19 protein-coding genes are annotated in these 22,396 nt (G+C 36.4%); 12 read left to right on the top strand and 7 right to left on the bottom strand.

Going from position 1 to position 22,396, the window contains the following annotated elements:
• The first annotated feature begins 55 nt into the window (after positions 1-55).
• Together BAZ10_RS18290 and BAZ10_RS18285 are read left to right on the top strand one after the other, a co-directional pair.
• Positions 56-2,440, top strand: a complete 2,385-nt coding sequence (locus BAZ10_RS18290; protein ID WP_078773274.1) for a TonB-dependent receptor — start codon at positions 56-58, stop codon at positions 2,438-2,440.
• A 5-nt stretch (positions 2,441-2,445) separates the two neighbouring features.
• Positions 2,446-3,615: a PepSY-associated TM helix domain-containing protein gene (locus BAZ10_RS18285; protein WP_078773273.1), complete on the top strand. Its 1,170-nt coding sequence runs from the start codon at positions 2,446-2,448 to the stop codon at positions 3,613-3,615.
• A 353-nt stretch (positions 3,616-3,968) separates the two neighbouring features.
• Here the strand turns inward: BAZ10_RS18285 and katG are convergent, their stop codons facing one another.
• Positions 3,969-6,179: a catalase/peroxidase HPI gene (katG, locus tag BAZ10_RS18280; protein WP_078773272.1), complete on the bottom strand. Its 2,211-nt coding sequence runs from the start codon at positions 6,177-6,179 to the stop codon at positions 3,969-3,971.
• A 386-nt stretch (positions 6,180-6,565) separates the two neighbouring features.
• On the opposite strand from katG, the gene BAZ10_RS18275 reads away from it, so the two are divergent.
• The gene (locus tag BAZ10_RS18275) at positions 6,566-6,994 is read left to right on the top strand and encodes a hypothetical protein (protein ID WP_078773271.1); all 429 of its coding nucleotides are present in this window, start codon (positions 6,566-6,568) and stop codon (positions 6,992-6,994) included.
• A 299-nt stretch (positions 6,995-7,293) separates the two neighbouring features.
• The gene (locus BAZ10_RS18270) at positions 7,294-8,502 is read left to right on the top strand and encodes a GTP-binding protein (protein WP_078773270.1); all 1,209 of its coding nucleotides are present in this window, start codon (positions 7,294-7,296) and stop codon (positions 8,500-8,502) included.
• Positions 8,503-8,506: 4 nt separating this feature from the next.
• Here the strand turns inward: BAZ10_RS18270 and BAZ10_RS18265 are convergent, their stop codons facing one another.
• Positions 8,507-9,247 (bottom strand): SDR family NAD(P)-dependent oxidoreductase, encoded by a 741-nt coding sequence (locus BAZ10_RS18265; RefSeq protein ID WP_078773269.1) that lies wholly within the window; start codon positions 9,245-9,247, stop codon positions 8,507-8,509.
• Between the two features lie 123 nt (positions 9,248-9,370).
• On the opposite strand from BAZ10_RS18265, the gene BAZ10_RS18260 reads away from it, so the two are divergent.
• A complete protein-coding gene (locus BAZ10_RS18260) occupies positions 9,371-10,285 on the top strand; it encodes a helix-turn-helix domain-containing protein (RefSeq protein ID WP_078773268.1) in 915 nt (304 codons plus the stop codon).
• 75 nt (positions 10,286-10,360) lie between these two features.
• The gene (locus BAZ10_RS18255; RefSeq protein WP_078773267.1) at positions 10,361-10,921 is read left to right on the top strand and encodes a hypothetical protein; all 561 of its coding nucleotides are present in this window, start codon (positions 10,361-10,363) and stop codon (positions 10,919-10,921) included.
• 106 nt (positions 10,922-11,027) lie between these two features.
• Here the strand turns inward: BAZ10_RS18255 and BAZ10_RS18250 are convergent, their stop codons facing one another.
• Positions 11,028-12,359: a M12 family metallopeptidase gene (locus tag BAZ10_RS18250; protein WP_078773266.1), complete on the bottom strand. Its 1,332-nt coding sequence runs from the start codon at positions 12,357-12,359 to the stop codon at positions 11,028-11,030.
• Positions 12,360-13,098: 739 nt separating this feature from the next.
• Here BAZ10_RS18250 and BAZ10_RS18245 point away from each other — a divergent pair.
• From BAZ10_RS18245 to BAZ10_RS18235, 3 genes are read left to right on the top strand one after another with little or no spacing between them, the layout of a single operon-like run.
• The gene (locus BAZ10_RS18245; protein ID WP_078773265.1) at positions 13,099-13,371 is read left to right on the top strand and encodes a hypothetical protein; all 273 of its coding nucleotides are present in this window, start codon (positions 13,099-13,101) and stop codon (positions 13,369-13,371) included.
• A 9-nt stretch (positions 13,372-13,380) separates the two neighbouring features.
• On the top strand, positions 13,381-13,806 hold the full coding sequence (locus BAZ10_RS18240; RefSeq protein ID WP_078773264.1) for a GNAT family N-acetyltransferase: 426 nt from the start codon (positions 13,381-13,383) through the stop codon (positions 13,804-13,806).
• Between the two features lie 18 nt (positions 13,807-13,824).
• Positions 13,825-14,124 carry a hypothetical protein gene (locus BAZ10_RS18235; protein ID WP_245803869.1) on the top strand — a complete coding sequence of 100 codons (300 nt, stop codon included), beginning with the start codon at positions 13,825-13,827 and terminating at the stop codon, positions 14,122-14,124.
• 62 nt (positions 14,125-14,186) lie between these two features.
• Here the strand turns inward: BAZ10_RS18235 and BAZ10_RS18230 are convergent, their stop codons facing one another.
• Both BAZ10_RS18230 and BAZ10_RS18225 read right to left on the bottom strand, forming a co-directional pair.
• Entirely contained in the window at positions 14,187-15,347 is a 1,161-nt protein-coding gene (locus BAZ10_RS18230) for an agmatine deiminase family protein (protein WP_078773262.1), read from the bottom strand.
• Positions 15,348-15,484: 137 nt separating this feature from the next.
• Positions 15,485-16,282 (bottom strand): AraC family transcriptional regulator, encoded by a 798-nt coding sequence (locus BAZ10_RS18225; protein ID WP_078773261.1) that lies wholly within the window; start codon positions 16,280-16,282, stop codon positions 15,485-15,487.
• A gap of 594 nt (positions 16,283-16,876) precedes the next feature.
• Between BAZ10_RS18225 and BAZ10_RS18220 the strand changes: the two genes are divergently transcribed.
• Entirely contained in the window at positions 16,877-17,071 is a 195-nt protein-coding gene (locus BAZ10_RS18220; protein ID WP_078773260.1) for a hypothetical protein, read from the top strand.
• A 36-nt stretch (positions 17,072-17,107) separates the two neighbouring features.
• Positions 17,108-18,613: a hypothetical protein gene (locus BAZ10_RS18215; protein WP_078773259.1), complete on the top strand. Its 1,506-nt coding sequence runs from the start codon at positions 17,108-17,110 to the stop codon at positions 18,611-18,613.
• A 277-nt stretch (positions 18,614-18,890) separates the two neighbouring features.
• Here BAZ10_RS18215 and BAZ10_RS18210 read toward each other — a convergent pair whose 3' ends face one another.
• Together BAZ10_RS18210 and BAZ10_RS19125 are read right to left on the bottom strand one after the other, a co-directional pair.
• Complete coding sequence (locus BAZ10_RS18210; RefSeq protein WP_245803868.1) at positions 18,891-20,339, bottom strand: helix-turn-helix domain-containing protein; 1,449 nt, start codon at positions 20,337-20,339, stop codon at positions 18,891-18,893.
• Between the two features lie 619 nt (positions 20,340-20,958).
• Entirely contained in the window at positions 20,959-21,129 is a 171-nt protein-coding gene (locus BAZ10_RS19125) for a hypothetical protein (RefSeq protein ID WP_165689699.1), read from the bottom strand.
• Positions 21,130-21,974: 845 nt separating this feature from the next.
• Here BAZ10_RS19125 and BAZ10_RS18205 point away from each other — a divergent pair.
• Positions 21,975-22,340 (top strand): glycoside hydrolase, encoded by a 366-nt coding sequence (locus BAZ10_RS18205; RefSeq protein WP_078773258.1) that lies wholly within the window; start codon positions 21,975-21,977, stop codon positions 22,338-22,340.
• Positions 22,341-22,396: the final 56 nt, after the last annotated feature.

Below are 22,396 nucleotides of genomic sequence, written 5' to 3'. Positions count from 1 at the left end.
CAACAACTAATTTTGCCGCTGTAAATTTAATTAAACTAATTCTAAATAACAACTTATGCATAAGAAGAAGATCCTTTTCTCCGCATTGTTTTTCCCGGCCGTTATATGGGCGCAAAACAGTGCACAGATTACAGGAAAAGTGGTTAATTCGGATAAAAAACCGGTACCATCCCTGAAAGTGATTCTGAATAATGGTGAAGCTGAAACCGTTACTGATGAAAATGGTATTTACCGTTTCAACAATATACCTGCCGGCAATTATACCCTGAAAGTTGATGATCCGGATATTGTAAAGACTTATTCATTTACCTTAAAGCAAAATGAGCAGGTAACATATAACTTTGTACAAACCAGCAGTGCATACCAGATACAGACTGTAAATGTTGTGGCCAACCGCAAAACAATTCCGTCCTCTACACTAAGATTGGGTGAAAACCTTTTGGTAACACCACAAAATATACAGGTCATAGACCAAAGATTACTCAACGATCAGCAGATATTAACCACCGCCGAAGGACTGAGCCGTAATGTGAGTGGTGTACGTACCATTACCCACCAGGAGGAAGGTAGTGTAGGTATTGCTGTGCGTGGTTTCTCTGCCTCTAACCTGCGTAATGGAATGGATGTAAGCGGAAGCTTTGGCCCGCTAAGAGAAGATATGTCTTTTGTAGACCGCGTGGAATTTGTAAAAGGTCCTGCCGGATTTATGATGGGAAATACCCAGCCTGGTGGCTTTTACAATATAGTAACCAAAAAGCCTGTTGGCAGGGAGAAAGGAAATGTTCAGCTGACTTTAGGCAGCTTCAACCTTTACAGAGCAACAGCAGACATAGAGAAAAAATTAAGCAAAGACGGAAGATTCTGGGGAAGACTAAACCTGATGGGATCTAAGAACGGATCGTTCCAGCAATATGTGGAACATGAACAATATGTTATCAATCCGTCCTTTAAATATCTCATCTCAGACAACACCAACGTCACATTTGAATATATTCTTTCCCAGAATAACTTCCAGGGTGGCTTTGCAAAATATGCATACGGCATAGACGGGTTTAAAGATGTGAAGAGATCTTTCACTTTCTCGGATCCTATTATTGACCCTACCCGTTCGTGGGAGCATAATATCTTCGGAACCATTAATCATAACTTTAACGACAACTGGCTCATTACCGGGCAGTTTGGTTATATCCGTTCCCAAATGCAGGGTGAATCACTGTATGCTAATTACAATGATATCACACTGGCTGATGATCCTAAAACGGGAAGAAAGAAAGGAGATACCAACCGCGGAATCAGTATCAATGATGCTCTGAATACCTCAACTATAGGACAGGTATTTACAAGAGGGAAATTCGAAACCGGAAATATCAACCACAACATACTGGCAGGAATTGATATGGGCAAGAAGTTTTATGTAGCCGACTGGTCTGTATTACCACAAAATGTAGGTCCTATATTCAATATCTACAATCCTGTTTATGGTAACCTGAAGAAATCTGATCTTCCGGTTTACGACCGTTCCAAATCACTTCGTGAACGTGGTGCTAATTACCTTACAGATTATTCTTATACATCATTCCACCTTCAGGATGAAGCCCGATTTTTAGAAAATAAGCTGAGAATTGCTGCCGGCTTCCGTTACACTTCTACAGTAAAAACAGGTGCTGCAGAAAAAGGTGCTGAGGTTAAAAATTCAGCGGTTACCCCTCGTTTCAGTGTAACAGGTCTTTTAACCCCTACTTTTACAGTATATGCTTTGTATGATGAGAATTTCCAGGAACAGACCGGAAGACTTGTAAACGGAGGATCTGCAGATCCTTCTTATGGAAAAAACAAGGAAATCGGATTGAAAAAAACCTGGTTTGGTGGACAGTTAATGACCAGCCTTACTTTCTATCACCTGACTAAAACCAATATATTAACCGCTGCAGGAATACAATTCCCGGGACTTTCTGAGCAGACCGGAAAAGCAACTTCAAAAGGTATTGAGTTTGACTTAAACGGAAATATTGGAAAAAACTGGAGTATCCTGTTCAACTATGCATACACAGATGCTAAAGTAACCGAGGATAATGATGCTAAAAAAATTGGAAGCATGCTATACGGAACAGCAAAACATATTACCAATGCATGGATAAAATATACTATTGCTGAAGGCGACTTGCAGGGATTAGGTTTCTCGTTTGGTTATGAATATCAGGCAAAAAGAGCAGCATGGCCTGTAGTATTAGGCAAGCCATATCTTCCGAATGATTATTTTACACTGGATCTTGGTGTATCTTATAAAAGAGATAACTACCAGCTTTCTTTCCTCGTGAATAACATTACAGACCGCTATAATTATGTAGGGTTCTTTCCGGGGGCATGGGGCTACACGCATTACGGATGGAGAATGTCTAATCCTATAAACTTCAGGCTGAATCTTTCTTATAATTTCTAATCTGAATGAACACAGGAAAGACTAAGCCCAAAAAGAAACATAACAGAAGCTTATTCTACAGAATTTCGGCCCGGCTACATTTGTGGCTGGGCCTGGCTTCTGGAATTGTTATTGTCATTATTTGTCTGACCGGACTTACCTGGTCTTTCAAAGATGAAATAACTGACTGGTTACACCCCGAATTACAATCGGATTATATAGAAGGAAAACCCATGCTGAATCCTTCGGCACTCTATCAAAAGGCTAAAAAGCTCTACCCGGATCAGCAACCATCCTATATCTGGCGTCCTACAGGACAAGCAGTGATGGTAGGTTATGGAAAAAGAAATCCTGGTTATGTACTTTATCTGGATCCCTATACCGGAGCGGTAGTAAAGAAACCTGGCTTTAAAGAGGAATTTGATTTCTTTGAATGGACATTAAACGGACATCGTTATTTATGGCTGCCCTCAGAAATTGGCCGCCCGATTATCAACTACTCCACTTTTATTTTCTTCATTACGCTATTTACCGGACTGGTATTATGGTGGCCAAGAAAATGGACTAAAGCTATGCGTAAGCAAAGTTTTTTGGTGAAATGGGATGCCAAAACCAAACGCCTGAACTATGATTTGCACAATGTATTTGGGTTTTATGCCATGATTATTTTACTGATTGTTGCTATGACAGGAATGTATTACGGACTTCCGTGGTTCAACAAGTTTCTGTATTTTACAACCTCACTTGGAAAAACACAGAAAAAAGAGCGGCGAGAACTGAAAAACACTAGTTCTTTTCAGCCTGAAAAGTTATCTCAGTCGGTACACACAGCATGGGAAGATGCAGCTAAGAAAACTAAAGCCAAAGGGTATTATCTTTCTATTCCGCAGGACTCTACCGAAACTATAAGCCTGTTTCTCTATCCGTCCCACCGGCAGTTTTATAACCTTCGGAATTATAGCTACGATCGCAATTCAGGAGCTGTATTATCAGGAAGTTCAACCCATGCACAGTCATTTGAAAAAGCTGACTTTGCAACCAAAGTAAGGAAGCTTAATTATGATTTGCATGTTGGATCCGCATTGGGCGGAATCTGGGGTCGGATATTGTATTTCTTTATTACCATTATTGGAGGATCACTTCCTATAACTGGTTTCCTGGTCTGGTGGTTCAAGAAAAAGAAAAAAACAACATGATTTAATAATCATAAAAGTAACAAAAGCTTTGGAACTCAACTATGTTTTAAGAACACAAAGTTTTATCACACGATAAAATTTTAAATAGGAAAATAAAACTTATAGGTTTTCGAAACCTATGAGGTTTACGTAATAAAATATTAAATGCCAAAAGTTAAAGAAGAAAATCATTTTACCATTTAGGTATTAAGAGATTTAAGTTGGTTTCACGATACGAAATTATCCTCATTTCATTCCAGATAATTCTAAAGATATAATAAAACCCCACAGGGTTTAAAAGCCTATGGGGTTTATATAAATACCTGATTCAGGTTTAATCCGAAATAGTGTTTAATTAAAATACTTATCAAATATTACTTCAAATCGAAACGATCAAGATTCATTACTTTACTCCAAGCAGAGACAAAATCTTTCAGGAACTTCTCATGAGCATCCTGGCTGGCATAAACTTCAGCAATTGCTCTAAGTTCTGAATGAGAACCAAAAACAAGATCGGCACGTGTTGCACTCCATTTTACATTGCCGGTCTTGCGGTCTCTGCCCTCATATACTTCCTGAGCATCACCTGTTGCATTCCATACTGTATCCATATCTAACAGATTGATAAAGAAATCATTGGTTAATGCTCCTTCTTTATCTGTAAACACACCATAATTCGAACCATTATAATTGGTATTCAGTACACGCAATCCTCCTATTAATACAGCAAGTTCAGGCGCAGTAAGGGTTAGCAATTGTGCTCTGTCTACCAAAAATTCTTCTGTTGAAGTAGTAGACTTCCCTCTTCTGTAGTTACGGAAACCATCCGCATAAGGCTCTAAATAAGAGAAAGATTCTACATCAGTCTGATCTTGAGATGCATCCATACGTCCTGCAGTGAACGGAACATTAACTGTTACGCCTGCATTTTGTGCTGCTTTTTCTACACCTGCATTTCCTGCCAGAACAATTAGGTCTGCTAATGAAACTTTTTTGCCTCCGGTTTGAACTGCATTGAATTCTTTCTGAATACTTTCCAATATATTCAAGACTTTGGATAACTGTTCCGGATTGTTTACCGCCCAACTTCTTTGTGGCTCCAGACGAATACGTGACCCATTTGCTCCACCTCTTTTATCAGATCCACGGAATGTGGAAGCCGATGCCCATGCTGTAGATACCAGTTCGGAAACTGATAATCCTGACTCTAATATTTTATTTTTCAGCTGCGCTTCATCCTGACCATCAATCAGTTGGTGATCCACAGCCGGAATAGGATCCTGCCAGATAAAGTCTTCTGCGGGAACCTCCGGTCCAAGATATCTTGATTTTGGCCCCATATCACGGTGGACTAATTTAAACCATGCTTTAGCAAAAGCTTCTGCCAACTCATCCGGGTTTTCATAGAAACGTCTTGATATTTTTTCATAGATAGGATCAAATCTTAAAGAAAGATCTGTTGTAAGCATATAAGCCGGACCTTTTTTCTCTGCATCAAAAGCATTCGGAATAATATCTCCGGCATCTTTTGCAATCCACTGATGAGCACCTGCGGGGCTTTTTGTTAGCTCCCACTCATAGCTGAATAAATGCTCGAAGAAGTCATTACTCCATTTTGTAGGAGTTTTCGTCCAGGTAACTTCCAAACCGCTGGTAATAGCATCTGCTCCGGAACCTGTTCCAAATTTACTTGCCCATCCTAATCCCTGAGCTTCAATTCCGGCTGCCTCAGGTTCAGCTCCTACTAACGCTGCATCTCCGGCACCATGAGTTTTTCCAAATGTGTGTCCACCAGCAATTAAGGCTACAGTTTCTTCGTCATTCATTCCCATACGTCCAAATGTATCACGGATATCTTTGGCAGCTGCCATCGGATCCGGCTTTCCTTCCGGTCCCTCAGGATTTACATAGATTAATCCCATTGTAGTTGCGGCCAAAGGATCTTCCAGATCACGATCGCCTGTATATCTTTTATCTGTACCCAGCCAGGTTTTCTCATCTCCCCAGTATACATCTTTATCGGCTTCCCATACATCTGTACGGCCACCACCAAATCCTTTGGTTTGCAATCCCATAGATTCCAAGGCGACGTTACCGGTAAGGATCAGTAAATCCGCCCATGAGATTTTCTTTCCATATTTCTGTTTAATAGGCCATAGTAAACGGCGCGCTTTATCTAAACTTACATTGTCCGGCCAACTGTTAAGCGGAGCAAAACGCTGTTGCCCTCTTCCACCGCCGCCACGGCCATCCTGAACTCTGTAAGTTCCAGCACTATGCCACGCCATACGGATGAATAAAGGTCCGTAATGACCGAAATCTGCAGGCCACCAATCCTGTGAATCAGTCATCAGATCTGTAAGATCTTTTTTTACTGCAGCCAGATCCAGTTTTTTAAATTCTTCTGCATAATTGAATCCCTCATCCATAGGATCTGTCAATGAAGAGTGCTGGCGCAGGATGTCCAGTGTTAATTGCTTCGGCCACCAGTCTTTATTCTGGGTACCATTACTGCTTACATTTTGTTTCTCTAGCGTCCCATTGTGAAAAGGGCATTTGCTGATGTCGTTGGATTGGTTTTCCATAATTCTTTAAGTTATTCGTTACTGATTTCTATAAAGTTACCAAAATATTTTGAACTCCTGAATATACAAGAGTGAGAATTCTTGTTACAAATCTAATCAGATCATTTGCACCAAGAGCATAAAAACGAATAATCAATTTTTATATTTTTAATAGAATAAAACTATTGAAATAAATATTACCGATCGCTAAAAACTATAAATTAAGATACTATGATTTATTTTAATAATACTTATCAACGGAAATTAAGACTTATTTTACCTTACGTATAGGATTAAATTGGTTATTCTAATTAAATTATATCCAAAAAAAGAGAATTATAAACAATAGAATTCAGTTACTGGCAGCAAAATTGCAGAAGACATTACACACCATTTAAAATATTGACATGAAATTATTTTCTAAGATTGCTTTATCATTATTAGTTATCGTTTCTTTTACTGCCTGCACTCAATCGAAGCAGACACAACAGGAAAATCTTACAAGGATAAAGAACCAGGAACAAAATTATAAGACTAAAGATTTGTCCGAGCTGTTGAAGCAGCTTCCCAATATAAAATCTGTAAGTACTTTTAAAGACTTTCCGCAGAAAGGAATTATAAGTCTCAGAATTGCTTTTTTAAAAGATAAAGACTTCCATCAGGAGGTTAATCTTAACAAAAACCCTTCCCATATTGTTGTCTATACAGAACAAAACTCCACTAAACCAGTTACGATATCTGATGATAAAGGAAGTGAAGATCTGAATATGAGAGAGGCTATTACCAAATATGGAAATCTAAAAATCACCGCTGTACATACTGTAATTTCCCAATAATACAAATAATCTCAAACCCGGATTTGTAATAGAGACTGCCTCAAAAACCAAAAGTATTATTCTTTGCCATCCTGAGCAGAGCCAGTAGTGAGCTTGACGAACTATCGAAGGATCTTTGACTATTAGTACTTTGTGAATGAAATGTTTCGACCAAGCTCAACATGAAATCTATTGAGCTTTTTTATTTTGCAATATTTTTAATGCAACTTAATTGCATTAATGAGAAAACTATAGTATATTCGCAACATAATTGCAATAGTCAATTTAATCATCAGCATCAATATTTATAGCAAAACCTTATGCAAACATTAGCGAACAAATTACCCGTTACAGTTCTAAGCGGCTTTCTGGGAGCCGGGAAAACAACATTACTCAATCATATTCTTCATAACAAAGAAGGACTAAAAGTAGCGGTTATTGTAAATGATATGAGTGAGATCAATGTAGACGCCCGTTTGGTAGAAAATGAAAACACGCTTTCCCGTACTGAAGAAAAACTTGTTGAGATGAGTAATGGTTGTATCTGCTGTACTCTTCGGGAGGATTTAATGATTGAAGTAGAGAAACTGGCAAAGGAAAAACGTTTTGACTATCTTATTATAGAAAGTACCGGTATCAGTGAACCTATTCCTGTAGCACAGACATTCTCTTTTATCGATGAAGAAACCGGAACCGATCTTTCCCGCTTTAGCTACATCGATACGATGGTTACCGTGGTAGACTGTTTTAATTTTTTAAGAGACTTTGGAACTCATGAATTGCTAACGGACAGGGAACTTACAGATATTGAAGGCGACTACAGAACTATTGTCAACCTTTTAACCGATCAGATAGAGTTTGCTAATGTTATTATCCTGAACAAAACCGATATGGTAGATTCATATACAGTTGGTCTGCTAAAGGCTACAATCCATAGACTGAATCCTGGTGCCAGAATTATTACTTCTGAATTTGGCAGGGTAAAATCTGAAGAAATACTGAATACAGGATTATTTGATTTTGAAGAAGCACAAAACTCTGCGGGCTGGCAAAAGGAACTGGAATCAGAAGGCCACACTCCTGAAACCGAAGAATATGGCATCGGGTCTTTCGTATTCCGAAGTCAGAAACCATTTCACCCTGAGCGCTTTTGGAATTACCTCAACATCGATTATCCTCAGAATATTATCCGGGCAAAGGGATTATTCTGGCTGGCTTCACGTCGGAACGACGCCTTGAATTTTTCTCAGGCCGGAGGTTCTTCCCGTTTGGAAAAAGCAGGTGTATGGTGGTGTAGTATGCCATATGCAGACAGAATACGATATACCTCTTTTGTACATAATAAGGATGTAATAGAAGCCCGCTGGAGTAAACAATGGGGTGACCGACAGAATGAACTTGTCTTTATCGGTCAGGACATTGATATCGAAAAAATAACAGCCGGACTTAATGCTTGTCTTCTGCAGGATAATGAACTCGAATTTTATGAGCATGGCAGATTTGCAGATCCATTCCCAAGAAATATTTAATTTTTCACATCAATAACAGGCCTCCGTCCACAGAATAAGAGCTTCCGGTTATATAACCTGCATCATCAGATAACAGGAAAGCTGCCGCGGAGGCCGCCTCATCCGGGCGCCCAATACGCTTGAGCAGAACGGTTTTTGCCAGTTCTTCTTCAAATTGTTTACGAAGTTCAGCAGGAAGCTTGGCTCTAAGGTTTGTTTCAAAAGGCCCGGGTACCAATGTGTTTACTCTTATACCACGGGGTGCTAATTCACTTGCCCAACAGCGGGCTGCGGAAAGCATAGCCGCCTTGCTGGCAGAATATAATGATACGCCAGGCTGCCCTTCATAAACAGCACTTGAAGAGGTAACCAAAACTGATCCTCCATTTTTTATATATGGCATCAATAAAGCCATTTGTAACATCGGTGTAAAAACATTGATTTGAAAAATCTTTTTCAACATTTCTGTCTCCATATCTGCTATCTTTCCTCCTAAAGCAATAGCCGAATTAAGCCATAAACCATCTATATGACCTGTTTCATTTATTAATTCTGCCAGCTTTTCGGCTGAATTCTCTTCCTCTGCATCATTGTACACAATAATAGCATTCTCTCCCAGTATTTTTGCTGCATTGTTTAAATGATTTTCAGTTTTTCCCGTAACAATAACTTTTGCACCTTCTTCTATCAGCCTTTTCGCACCCGCTAAACCAATACCACTGCTTCCGCCAGTAATTAATATTCTCTTGTTTTCAAATCTTTTCATTTGTATATTTTATGAATCAAAACTACTGAGCATTCACCGCTCAGGATATATAAAATCACTCAGACAGTATCGAAAATCAATCGGATTCTACTCTTTATAAAGCAGATGTTGTAAATTTCCTGAATGAAAATATCAGATAACATAGAAGATTTTTACAGAGACAAGAACCTTCAGGTTCCTTCAGGTATAGACTGGCAGTCTGGATATTTTGATATTATAAAAATTACCTCTTCTCTACAAAGAGAATCTTTAATCTCACAGTTTAGTTTCTATAGAAAGAATCTGTATAAAATAAAACTGATAAAAGGACAATGTAAATGCCATTATGCAAGTAGAAGTATTGATGTAAAAGGATATGCTTTAATATTTGTAGCACCTACCAATCCTTTTATACTGGAAGAAGTGAATGGTATGGTTGAGGAATATTTCATTGTCTTCAACGGATACTTTTTCAATAACTATGGTACAATAGATTCCTATCCTGTTTTTCAGGATCCTGAGCATAGTATTTTTAACTTAACCAAAAGTGAATATTCAGAATTCGAACTTTTACTGGACAACATAAAAAAGGAAACTACATCTGAATATGAGTACCGTACAGATATGATCCGAAATCTAGTGTTCCAGCTAATACACAAAGTTCTGAAGGAGAATAAAATTAAATCCTTAAAAAATAAAAGCGGTACTGCAGATCACAGAATTGCTGCATTGTTTGAAGAACTATTATCCCAGCAGTTTCCATTACATTCTTCAGCAGATCTTATACGATTAAAAAAAACTGTAGATTTTGCTGATAAACTGGCTATATCTATAAATCACCTGAATAAGGCTGTAAAAAACATTTATAAGAAGACAACAACAGAAGTTATAACGGAAAGGATTATGCAGGAAGCTATGGTTTTATTAAAAGTTACCAACTGGTCGGTTTCAGAAATAGCATATGCACTAGGATATGAGACACCTTCCAGGTTTATTTATACTTTTAGAAGATATTCGCAGTACTCTCCTCTTCTTTACAGAAAAGAATTTTTAAAATAAATAAGCAGATTTACCGTTCACTATATAGTGATTTAATGTACTTTTGCGTCCATATTTATGATTAATAAACCCTTTATGAAAAAATTTATTCTGGGCACTGCCCTGTTGGCTTCTACTTTTACCAGTATGCTTATGGCTCAGTCGAAACTATTAGCCAAAACAACCTGGAAAATAGAAAACATTGCTGCCGATGGCAACATCGTATTGAAAAAAACAAAACATATTAACCTTCTTTCTGAGGAACCAAAGTTTCATTATCTACAATTTACAGATAGCAAAAAATATAAAACCGGTAACTCTTGTTTCCAAACGGATGCAAGCTATGACTTGTATGAAGAAAGTAACCGGATTGAACTTTATTCAGGTATTTCAGGTTCTTCATCTGATTGTAAAGAGCCTAAAAATATTGAAGGTACATATGCTTACAAAATAACTGGTGACCGTATGGATTTACAGCGTGTACAATCAGAAAACATGAACAATGAAGATGCGCAAGCGGCCGAAGGTGCTGAAGCAGCGGGGCCAGGAGAAGCAATTGATGCTGCTTCGGAAGCAAGTGTTGCAACCGCAGAAGCAGCTACTAAAGAAGCCAATAATGCTAAGCGTAAAAAGACAACAAGGAAAGTACGAAAGTAGAAATCCGCTTAGTATTTTTCGACAATCTCCTTGTATAAGATTATGACAATAACAAAAGGCTGGGAAATAAATCCCCAGCCTTCTAATTGATATGAAGAATGTTAAGTTAGTTTACTTTTGTAAGCGTAAAGCGTTGTTTTGTGTAAGGCTGAAGCGTCTGATCTGTACTGCCAATAACAATCGGAGTAAGATTAGTTGTCAGACCATCTTTTACCTCCAGCCTTAGAGATGGAGCATTTTTAGGTGCAAAACCATAACCTTCATTTCCTAAATTAAATAGCAACCATTTCTGGCTATCCGTATCAGCATTGGTTCTAAGCTCCACAGCTGTCCCGTTTGCTGTTCCATTATTTCTTACTGTCAATACTTTTGTTGAATCCAGTATGGACTTAATTGTGAAATAACCATGCTCCGATTTGCGGAAGATAAATTTCTGGTTGTTTCCTGTAGTTGCAGAATAAAGGATTACATCTGTACCATCAGTTGTTGAGCTTCCGGTAATATCAACATTTTTATCTCCTGCTAAAGAAGTTGTAAGTGTATAAGTTCCGTTAGTAGCAGAAATGGAATTTACTGGTCCGTACAAATGATTGATACCTGCATAATCACCTGCAGACAGGCCATCTCTTTGTTTTCCGAAGGTAGAGCCATCCAGTTTTGTCATTACAGGTAGGTTAGGATCTATCGCAAAATCTGTGGATTTATACATCATCACCGAACCAAAATCGAACTCTCCGTGTCCTGCATAATCATTATAAAGATTGAAATTGTGGCGGGTACCATCCTGTGCTCTGTTTGTATCTACTATAATGTACTGATCTCTGTCCGGGCGGCACTGCTCATGCATAATCCCCATTGAGTGCATAATTTCGTGAGCAATAATGGCGGGATAAGTTGTATTGTATATTTTAATACCATTTACTCTGTTTTTTACCCAACCCAGTGGAGAACTGTTTCCTGTAGAATAAGTAAATGTAATATATTCAGGTTGATTGGTACGTTGGATGAACTTAACACTGGTTTTTGAAGAGATCATATCAAACGCCTTATTAATATTTGTAAGGAACGTATTATAAGCCTGAGTACTTAAACTTCCCTGACTAGGCAAAGTATAGTAAATTGTTGCATTTGGCCAGGTTTTGATAAAAGAGCTTACAATTGTACTACGCTCAACAGTAGATATATCGGGATTGGCCATCCTCTTCAGTTGGTTAAACTGTTCCGCCGTGATTGTAATATCATCAGCGTAAAAGTACTCACCATTAACTTCATTTACATAAGTATAAGCTCCATTAATTAATAATTTGTGAATAGTTGTTCCATTCAGCTGAGTTGCTGTATGATCAACCGAATTTGCTGGAGTAGTTTCCATATCCGACTTACAAGAATTCAGAGCCAGAACCAGACAGCCTGATAAGATTAATAGTTTACGTGTCATAATAAAAAATTTAGTGTTATTTAGTTTTTTTAAAGTTGTTGTAAATACCCGGGCTATCGGAACGAATACAAAACACTACTCTATAATAGTGATGCAAACACTCTGAAAGCCGGGTATTTCCTGTAATCGCTTTGTATACAAATACATTATTACATTACCAATCAATATAGTCGGAGTTTAAACTGAAAATAAAAACACCTCCTGAATAAAATTGACTATTATGTTCAGCTAAATATTAGCAGAGTAACTGGTATACTAAAAACAGATTACAGTGGCCGCCGAAATACCGGAGCCATCCTAGTTATTAAGTAAAAATGATAGAGAAATTTTATTGTCAATACAGGGGACCTGCAATTGTGTTGTCGGAAAGAATTCCAACAACTGTGATTTAATTGCTTTTTTCATAATCTTTATTGTAATTTGGTTTTACATTGCTAATATACAAATAATAACCACATTTTAATTTAACATAATAAAATAAATATTTTATTACAATAAATAGATTAAAACAGATATTTTACATACTATATAACAATCAATAAAACTCATTTACATTATAAAAACACAATACTAAATATTTCAAAATAAATTACAATATGAAGAATTTATATTCTTATTTATATCTGGTCATTTTCGTACCACTGATATACAATGGAATTTATATTCTTATTTTTCTTATCTTGGCAAAACTGGAAGGATTTTATCATCCAAATCACCAAATCATGATAAAAAATACAAAATGAGACTAAAAAAATTTTTACTGAGAAGCATTATCTCTATACTTATATTTGTTACAGGCACCACATTCTCCTACCGCAACGATATGGCTAAAGATGGTTACGAAACAATGGGGTTTCCGCTTAGCTTTTATCTCAATAATCCTGATCCTGCAGATATATCCGCTAAAACAGATAACTTATATCCCTGGTATCTGGTTTTCGATTTCCTTTTTGCTATTGGATTAGCTATAGGACTGGAAAAATTATTCCGCCTTATTCTCAGAAAGAAATAAAGGATCTAAATGAAGATCAGAACGGTAAAGGAAAACGACCATGAAGTAATTTCAAAATTGCTTGGCCGATTAGGATATCCTGATACTGAAAAGTTTATTCAAAATAAAATCAGGACTTTACTGCAAAACCCAAACGAATACTTAGTCGTTATAGAGGATGATGAGCAACTGGTATTCGGCTTTATTTCAATACACATTATTCCACAGATTGCACTGGAAGGAGATTTTGCCAGAATAAGTTATTTTGCAATAGACGAAAACTACCGCCGCATGGGCTCCGGAAAAATATTGGAAGAATATTGTGTACAGATAGCAACAGAAAGAAACTGTGACCGTATAGAGGTTCATTGCCATACAAGAAGAGAGAAAGCCCATCTGTTTTACTACAGACAGGGCTATGAAGAATCCCCGAAATACCTGATGAAAAAGCTTTAAATCATTAATAACCCTCCAATGAAAATAAAAACATTTCTGCTAAGGTGTATTGCAATTCTAATTGTATTTGTGGTCTGTAATGCATTCTCCTATCACAATGGGATGGCATATGACGGAGATGATACAATAGGTTTTCCTTTTAGCTTTTATGAAAAATCCGTCGGATTTAGCCTGATTACTAAAACCATGCAGGAATCTGAAAGTTTCTATCCCTGGTATCTGTTTTATAATTTTTTGTTCGCAGTAGTATTAACTATAGCACTGGAAAAACTATATTATTTTGTTATCAGAAAGAAATCCAGCAAAACAACTAAATAATGTACTTTTTTGATGCCTAATTTCAAATTTCGTACTTCTAACTTCTAACTTCGTACTTTATACTATTCTTCATCTTCGTACTCTTCATCTGTATTTTTAGTTGTTGCTGCTTTTGCTTTTTGTTTTACAGTATTCCCTGCAGGCTGCTGCTGGGTGACACAATGTACCATACCACCATTTTCATATAAGTTTCTTACATCTATCCCGATAACTTTACGATCCGGATATTGTTTCTGAATAATCTTATTGGCTGCTTCATCATTAACGTCTCCGTAATTGGGAACTAATACAACTCCGTTAGCTACGTAATAGTTGACATACGATCCTTTATAATCCAGTTGTTTCCCGTATACTGTTTTCACATTATTTTTGGTAGCGGGTACATATACCTTTTTGTATTGCTCTCCTTTTGTATTGGTAGCAGCATAAAGAGTATTTATATCTCTTTCGGACAATCCCATATCCAGCAGATCATCTTTTTCCATTGTAAGCATTGTCTGGGAATTGATAAATTTCATAAACCCATCTATATGCATATCGGTAATATCCAAGCCTGTTACTCCTTCCAGCCATATCACTTTGGAAACACCATAGTACTTCTTAAAGTAATCTTCAGCTTCCTGCTGGGTAATATCTTTATTTCTGATCGATCCTTTTTTCTGACTGATTACCGAACTTTTGCAGGCCATAAGAACACCTCTTCCGTCGGCCTCAACAGAGCCGCCCTCATTTACCATTTCGTCATTCAGGTTAATTACTTTTATACCCATATCTCTTCCAATCTGAGAAGGAACAGTGTCGCAGTTTTCAAAATCAAACTTTTCACCCCATCCATTGAATCCCCAATCCTCTATCAGAATATTATTATTTTTATCCTTTACGAAGAGCGGACCATTGTCCCGCACCCATACATCATCCGTAGGATATATTTTGAAATCTATATTCTTCAGACTTAGACCTGCTTTTTGTAACACTCCTATGATACGCTCTTTTTCCGATTCATCATAAGCTATAATATGTACCTTTTCATTTGTCTGTAATGCTTTCGTCATATCTATCCAGGTTTTTTCTACCCTGTTTCGGTAAGTTACACCATGCTGATGGTGATGAGGCCACTGCAGCCATGTTCCTTCATGCGTTGCAGATTCTTCCGGGAAATGATAAGTTTGTGTCATACAGAGCTGAAAGCTTAAAAAAACAAGTATTGTCAATAATTTTCTCATGCGGATAATCTTGTGTTTCCTGATGCAAAATTAGATTTTCACCACCGATAAATGTTGTCCTAAAAAGACAATCTTAATTGACAGCCCAAATATTTTCAGTCTGCAATACTCTAAACATGCAAAAGAAATAAGCTATCTTATATATGTAAAGGGAAATAAATATAAGTTGTATACTCCCCGGATTCAGAGAGCAGATACTCTTCAATTACAGGAGAATTATCTAACAAGAACGGCTCCTCTGCAAGCCAGAAGCGGTAAAATACACCATAAGCATCCAGTAAATGTTCAAAGTTTCCGTGGTGGACAAATCTGGCATATTTTCTCCCGAAAATTGTTTTTTTCTGGTAATCGTCCCCAGGAGCAGGTTCTTCAATAGCGGCTTCGTAGCGGCAATATTCTTCGTTGGTGATAAGAGGCTGATCTGTTATAATACCATAGGCCGTTGAAAAATCTATTTCCTCTTCTATTCCTTCCCACAAAGCGTTAATATCTTTATTGTTATAGTTTCGGGTTTTAATACCTTTTGTATATACTGTAATGCTTTGTTTGTAGACAATCTCATAGACAAAAGCTTTGTCATCTGTTTTAGTAAGGGAGCTAAAAATTTTGTTTCGCTCTTTTCGGGCAACTGCCGGAGAAATCCCATATTCCTTATGAAAAGCTTTTGAAAAAGACTGCAAATTGTAATAACCTACCTCTAAAGCAATCGACGAAATCTTATCTGTAGTGTAAAGGAGTTTTTTATAGGCATTTTCCAACCTGAGACGCTTCTGAAATCCAGAAAGTGTTTCCCCGAATAATTTCATAAATACCCGCTGAAAGTTCCGGTAAGAATAACATGCAATACCCTCGATCTCCTTGGATGTAATCTCCCTGCCGAAGTTTTCCTCTATATAGGCAATGGTTTTCTGTATTCTGTTTAGTTCAGTTGGCACGATACAAAAATATAAACTAATATAATAAAGATATGGTCTTTAGATAATATCTGCCGCATAAAATACCAGCCTTCTAAAGACAGGTCTATTTTCTATATCATAGAGAAAATCAATTTTTATAATAGTTTATGTAAGAAATAATGGTAATAACCTACAGATTGGCATTAAAATTTCATATGCAGAGTCAGTTATACATGCTATAACTACTATTAGTTTTCAAATTAGAGTCTTGTTTTTCAGGACTCTTTTTATTTATCATAAAAGCACTTTCTTACAACTAATTGTCCTATTATTCATTTGTATTATGTTTTTGGTAATTTCAATACTTCCACATACATACTACACTATGATCAGTTTAATATCTTTTTATATTTTCTCCTTGCAGATGACACTTGTAAAATAGCTTCTATAAAAGAAATCATAAAGATGTAGTACTCATGTAGAACATATTTTTTTGCATACTTACATCTGATTTACTGACTTTTACAATATATAAAACACAAAAACAACTTTGCTGTAAAATTTACTTTTAGGATTTAGAGAACAATATCCTGAAAAAGAATTCAGTAAAAAAAAACTAAAAAACACTTACAAATGATGAAAGAAAAAGAATCTGAAAAAACAGATTGCAGGGAAAATTACACCTCTCCCGCTCTAAGCTTTAGTTTTATTGAAATGGAAAACGGAATTGCCGCTGGTTCCGCAAAAGTTATCCCTCCTGATTCAGGCGGAAAAGTACAGGAAGAATGGGATAACGGGACAGATGATAACCGTACCATAGACTGGTAAACCTGCATTAAAAAAACACAGACAAACATAAATGATATGAAAATACGACAACACTCTGCCGGAATATTACTACTGGCAATACTTCTTGCTACAACAGCATGCCGTAGCACCGACAATACTCTGGATACTAGTGCAAACTCAGGTATAAAAGGACAGTACAATGTAAAAATCAATCTTTCAGGTGCAGATGATGATGTTGAAGAGCCCGAAAAGCAAGCTTCCATTTCCACAAGTTCTGGCTCCTCCAAAGCCGTGCAGACCCAAACCATTCCGTTTGATGATAACTACTCTATTACCGCTACCCTTGTTCCGGTTACGCCCTCTTTATCAAATAAAGCCATAGCCTCTGTAAATCCTATGGCAGCAACAGAAATAGGTGCTGGAATCAGGTATAAGATCCTGGTATATGATAAAAATGAAAAATTAGTAGATCAGAAAGAATTCGGTTACAAAAAAAATGAAACTGATGGCTTTTTACTAGATGGGGATCAGACCTATACCTTTGTTGCCTTTTCCGTAAACAGTACATTAGCTGCTGACACTCCTGTAGTAACAAACCCAGAGAGCCTCTCCACAGCTAAGTTATCGAATATCAGTAAGGATCTTATGTATTTTAAGAGAACTATGACTGTGACCGGAAATGCTCCAAATACACTCGATGTCATCCTGAAGCATCAATTTTCAAGAATTACAACCAACATAGATGCCAGTCAGGTGGAGAGTACAGGCATTATTACCAAAGTAGACACCCCTACCTATACAGGGGGAAATGCTGCGGGGGAACTAAGTTTCAAAAATGACCTTCAGCTTTCTTATACAGGAACTGGAAATGTTCCTTTTACTTTCCCGACGATTAACCAATCGAAAATTACAAGTAATGCCGCTATAGTTATCGGGAACACAACCAATGGCGGATTATTCAGCATTAAAAATATAATTATCGATGGTACTTCTAAAAATAACGTACAGTTCAGTAACCTTAAAATTACACCAAAATCTAATTATAATCTGAATCTAAAACTTACACCTTGCACCAAATTCAATATGAATCCAACACCATTTGACCAGGATGCTTCACTTCCAAACAACAGCAAATATTTCGGATTTAATGGTACACCGGATCGGTTTATTGTAGACTTTACTTATGTAGATAATTCATTCAGCTTCATTGTGAATGGTACCAGAATAACAGCAGATGAAATTCAGTTTGACGGGCAATCAGGAACTGTCAATATTCAGTTTCCAAACGGAAATAAGTGGGGACAATCTGGAGGCATCCCTGCAATTTATAATATAGCAGCTGATTCTCCTACTGCTCCGGTAATAAGAGTTATAATTGATAAAAATGGAAATACAACATTCTATGGTAAAAGACAATCCGGAGATCTGATATTAGAGCCTCTAACCTATACCGGAACTGGAGGTGTAAAGAAAATAACATGGACAACAGGCTATAATGAAGTATATATTAGCCAGGTTGCATCCGGTCCGACGCGAATTAAAGGTACGGGTTATGGAAAACAAATTACAACATGCCCATAATTAAAACAGTACCAAAACGCATTATAATTCATTTGTTTGCAAAAAAACTGTTGAAAGTTTTCCGGAGGATTTTAATAAATCCTCCGTTTTTCTAATTTAAAATCGCGTAAAAATTCATAAATTACGCCAGTTATACATGCTATAACTACTATTAGTTTTCAAACCGAAGCTCTGTAAATTACAGGGCTTCATTTTTTCTCAGCCTATCAATAATTATATTCAATTATATAAACAATATCATCAAGAGAGCGATTATTAACCTTCTGTTTTTTATATATCATTTATTACTTCGCTCTGTATTTTTTTCCTGTTTCAGGCTATTAATAAATTGGGATGGCGACATACCTGTTTCGGTTTTGAATACACTACCAAACTGGCTATGGGTAGGAAAACCACACTCTTCTGCCAAATATCCTATTTTATAATTCAGATATTCCGGATGATTTTTCAACTTTCCTACGATGTAATTAATCCGGTTTCTGTTGATATACTGACTAAAATCCGAATCCCGGTGTGTTTTAATGATATAGCTAAGGTAAGTTGTATTGGTTTTTAACAAAACCGCCATTTTAGGAAGTGTAATACCCCTAGTTATATACTGTTCTGTTTTTTCAAATTTATCCAACCTTCTGAGTAAAATTGCTTCCGTATTGGGATCCTTTATCACCGTCGGACCTTCAGTTACCTTCTGCTTTTTTTCTGTATGTGCAACTGTTACAGGTTCTTTGGTCTGTCTTAATCTGGAAAGTGTATTGAGCAGCTTCGATCTTAATCTCACTTTGCGTTTATATACATATAAAAAACTCAGGACCAGAACCGTTACAATAACGAGAAGAATATTAATTTTTTTATTCTGATTAACAACTTTAGTCTCTTTTTTGTCAATTTCATTCTTTGCAGCCCGCCTTGCCTGCTTTATTTTATCTTTATAAAATTTGGTATAATAGTCTATATTCTGATGCTGAAGTTCCTTATTCGTATCTATATTGCTCAGCAATCGCTCTCTCACGATAAGCTCCTCATCATTAGTGAGTTTTTTTTTGACCGCAATTTCAAAAGCTTTGTCAAACCAACGCTTCCCCTCAGTTTTACTTCCTTCTTTTACAGCTACAATTGCCTTGCTCAGATAATACCTGGGTAATGACAGCATATGCTCATTATCATAATGGTTTTCATAAATGTATCTAGCTTCCGACAATGCCTGTTTTGCTTTTATAATATCTCCGCACTTTAGGTAATCATATGCCAGCCCAGTGTAATTCGCAGCATTATATATTCTCTGAATACCGATGTCTATGCCTGCCTTACCAATTTGTTCTATCAGTCTTAGTCTTTGTTGTATCGCTATACAATAGTCTTCGTCTTCTTCCAGATTGGCTATACAACGCTGATCGATCATAAAACCAGCAGGTATATATTTTTTCAGCTTTCCGGCCTCCTTTTTTGCCGTCTGCCAACTTCGCTGTGCTTTTCCTGAAAAACCCACTTGAGCATAGGCATCTGACAAATAAAAATTAATAAAAAAACGTTCGTAGGTACTACCGCTTATCTGTGCATAATGATCACCCTTTTCCAATAACTGAATAGCCTCTGCATAACTATTTTTATCATACATAGCCTTTCCCATTTTTGCATACGCTTTTGCCCGCTCTTCATCGGTTACAGCCAGGCGCAATATATTCTCTCCCGCAGCATAAGCTTCATCTTCATCGGTGTCTTTTGTCATGTAAAGATCCATAACTTCTTTACGTATGGGTTCTCCACCGGTGTACTGGGTGTAGGAAAAAAATGATATGCAGAAACATGTACTGGTAAAAAGTCGTCTGAGTCTGCAGGGAATAAATAAAGGATTTAACTCGAATACCATTTTACGTAAAATGTAGAGTAAAAACCCGGTTTTAGATACAATCACAAAAAAGAAATCAATTGATATTAATTTACAAATACTAAATAAATAAAATATTCATCTCTTTATATCTTAGATCACCATATTGAATAATCGGATTAAATCAGATATTTTTACCTTAAGAATGAACGGGCAAATATATTGCCCGCTCTTTTACAAATACAAACAAATAACAAATTTCACAAATGAATAAATGATGAGAAATTGTTTTTTCCTTTACACGACAGAGATACACAGATCTGTCTATTTATATTTCTGATTTGTTTAATACTGATATACTGAAGGCAAAACAGTATGATAGTTGCCCTGATAAAATGAATAAAAATGTGCTATACAGAATAGTCTTGTTAGTTACTAATATACCATAACTATTACAGATGGCGCTGCCTGTGGTCTGATCATAAAAATCTAAATAAGTATATTTTATTTAAGTTTTGGTTCATGACACGTTCTTCATACTCTTTTGATACGGCTCGTTGGTTTTGTTAACGGTACGTACCGGACCCGAAGTTATACCATGTCCCATTCTTATTATTGCAACTTCTAATTTTGGCGGAATATATTCTTTCTTATTTTGAAAAGATTTTTTAATTTCATTTTCTTCTTTCATAGTAATCTAGTTTTAGTTAAAAAATAACTGAGTATCATCATCAAGTTTATGTGTAGGCTAAAGTGGCTCAATCAGTACTTATTATTGCAGAGTGCTGAGATCTCCTCAAATCAGACATTGAATCTGTGGTCTAAAATTAGCTCCCTGACGACTGAAAAAAAAGTGTTTGGGTATTGAGATTTTAAATCCGAATAAAAAAACACACCAACAAACATTTAATTATCAACAACATATATCGTTTTATTTTATAATTGAGATACCTGTAGAAGACAGGTCTGTTTAAACTCTATAACGCTACGACCTGTTTTAAAGCATTCCGACATTATACCCGCTTAGAAAATACCCACATCATATAACGAAACAAATACCTTAAAATTGTATGTATCATAATTTAAAATACAGATATCTGAATCATAAATCAGACGTATCCGAAAGAAAAAATAACAAGCAATTTTTTTTGGTGTTTTTTTCACTATTCAATTTGCATAACAGGACAGGAATATTTCCCACTTATTTAGTTTCCAAGCTGCAATTTTTATATTTTAGAGGAGTCTATAACTGAATGTTAAATAAAAATTCATATTGCATTCATTAATATTTCTTCAAAAAAACTGAATTTTACAAAACTGCTTTTTAAATAAGAACCTGTTTAAATTTGAATTCAAAAAAAGCATTAGGTTTCGACAGGCTCAACCTGACACCCTAAAAGAAAGATATTATGGACGAACAATGTCACACTGAGCTTGTCGAAGAGTATTAAAATAGGCTCTAAAATACAATTGGTTAATGTCTTCTGTATATCAGCCTTAATTGGATATAACATAATTCAATAAATTTAAATAGATATGAAAAAAAAGATCTTTACAACTGCCCTGTTATTTTGCTGCGTTATCGTATGTATGGCAGCAGTAGTAATCTCGAACCTAAATGGTAAATGGAGTGGCGTAATCCATACTCCGGATGGCAATTCTTTGGATGCTGTATACAATTTTAACGTAGATGGCGAAAAACTTACAGGCGTAGTCAGCTCTCCTATGGGCGAAATAGTTTTGGATAATGGTAAGGTTAAAGACAATAACTTTTCATTTAGCGTAAATGTATCTGGTACTGATTACCCTCATACTGGTAAAGCTTATACAGATTCATGTACTGTAGATATAGACTTTGGTAGTGGCCAGAGCTCTCATGTAGTTCTGAAACGTGTAAAATAAAGAGCAATCCGCTTACAGAATTTTTTTGTTATTATACAGAAAAATTGGTTTGATTA

This window comes from Elizabethkingia occulta (assembly GCF_002023715.1).
Lineage (GTDB): Bacteria > Bacteroidota > Bacteroidia > Flavobacteriales > Weeksellaceae > Elizabethkingia > Elizabethkingia occulta.
The sequence above is the reverse complement of the archived record's forward strand: the minus strand, read 5'-3'. Positions and strand labels throughout refer to the sequence as shown.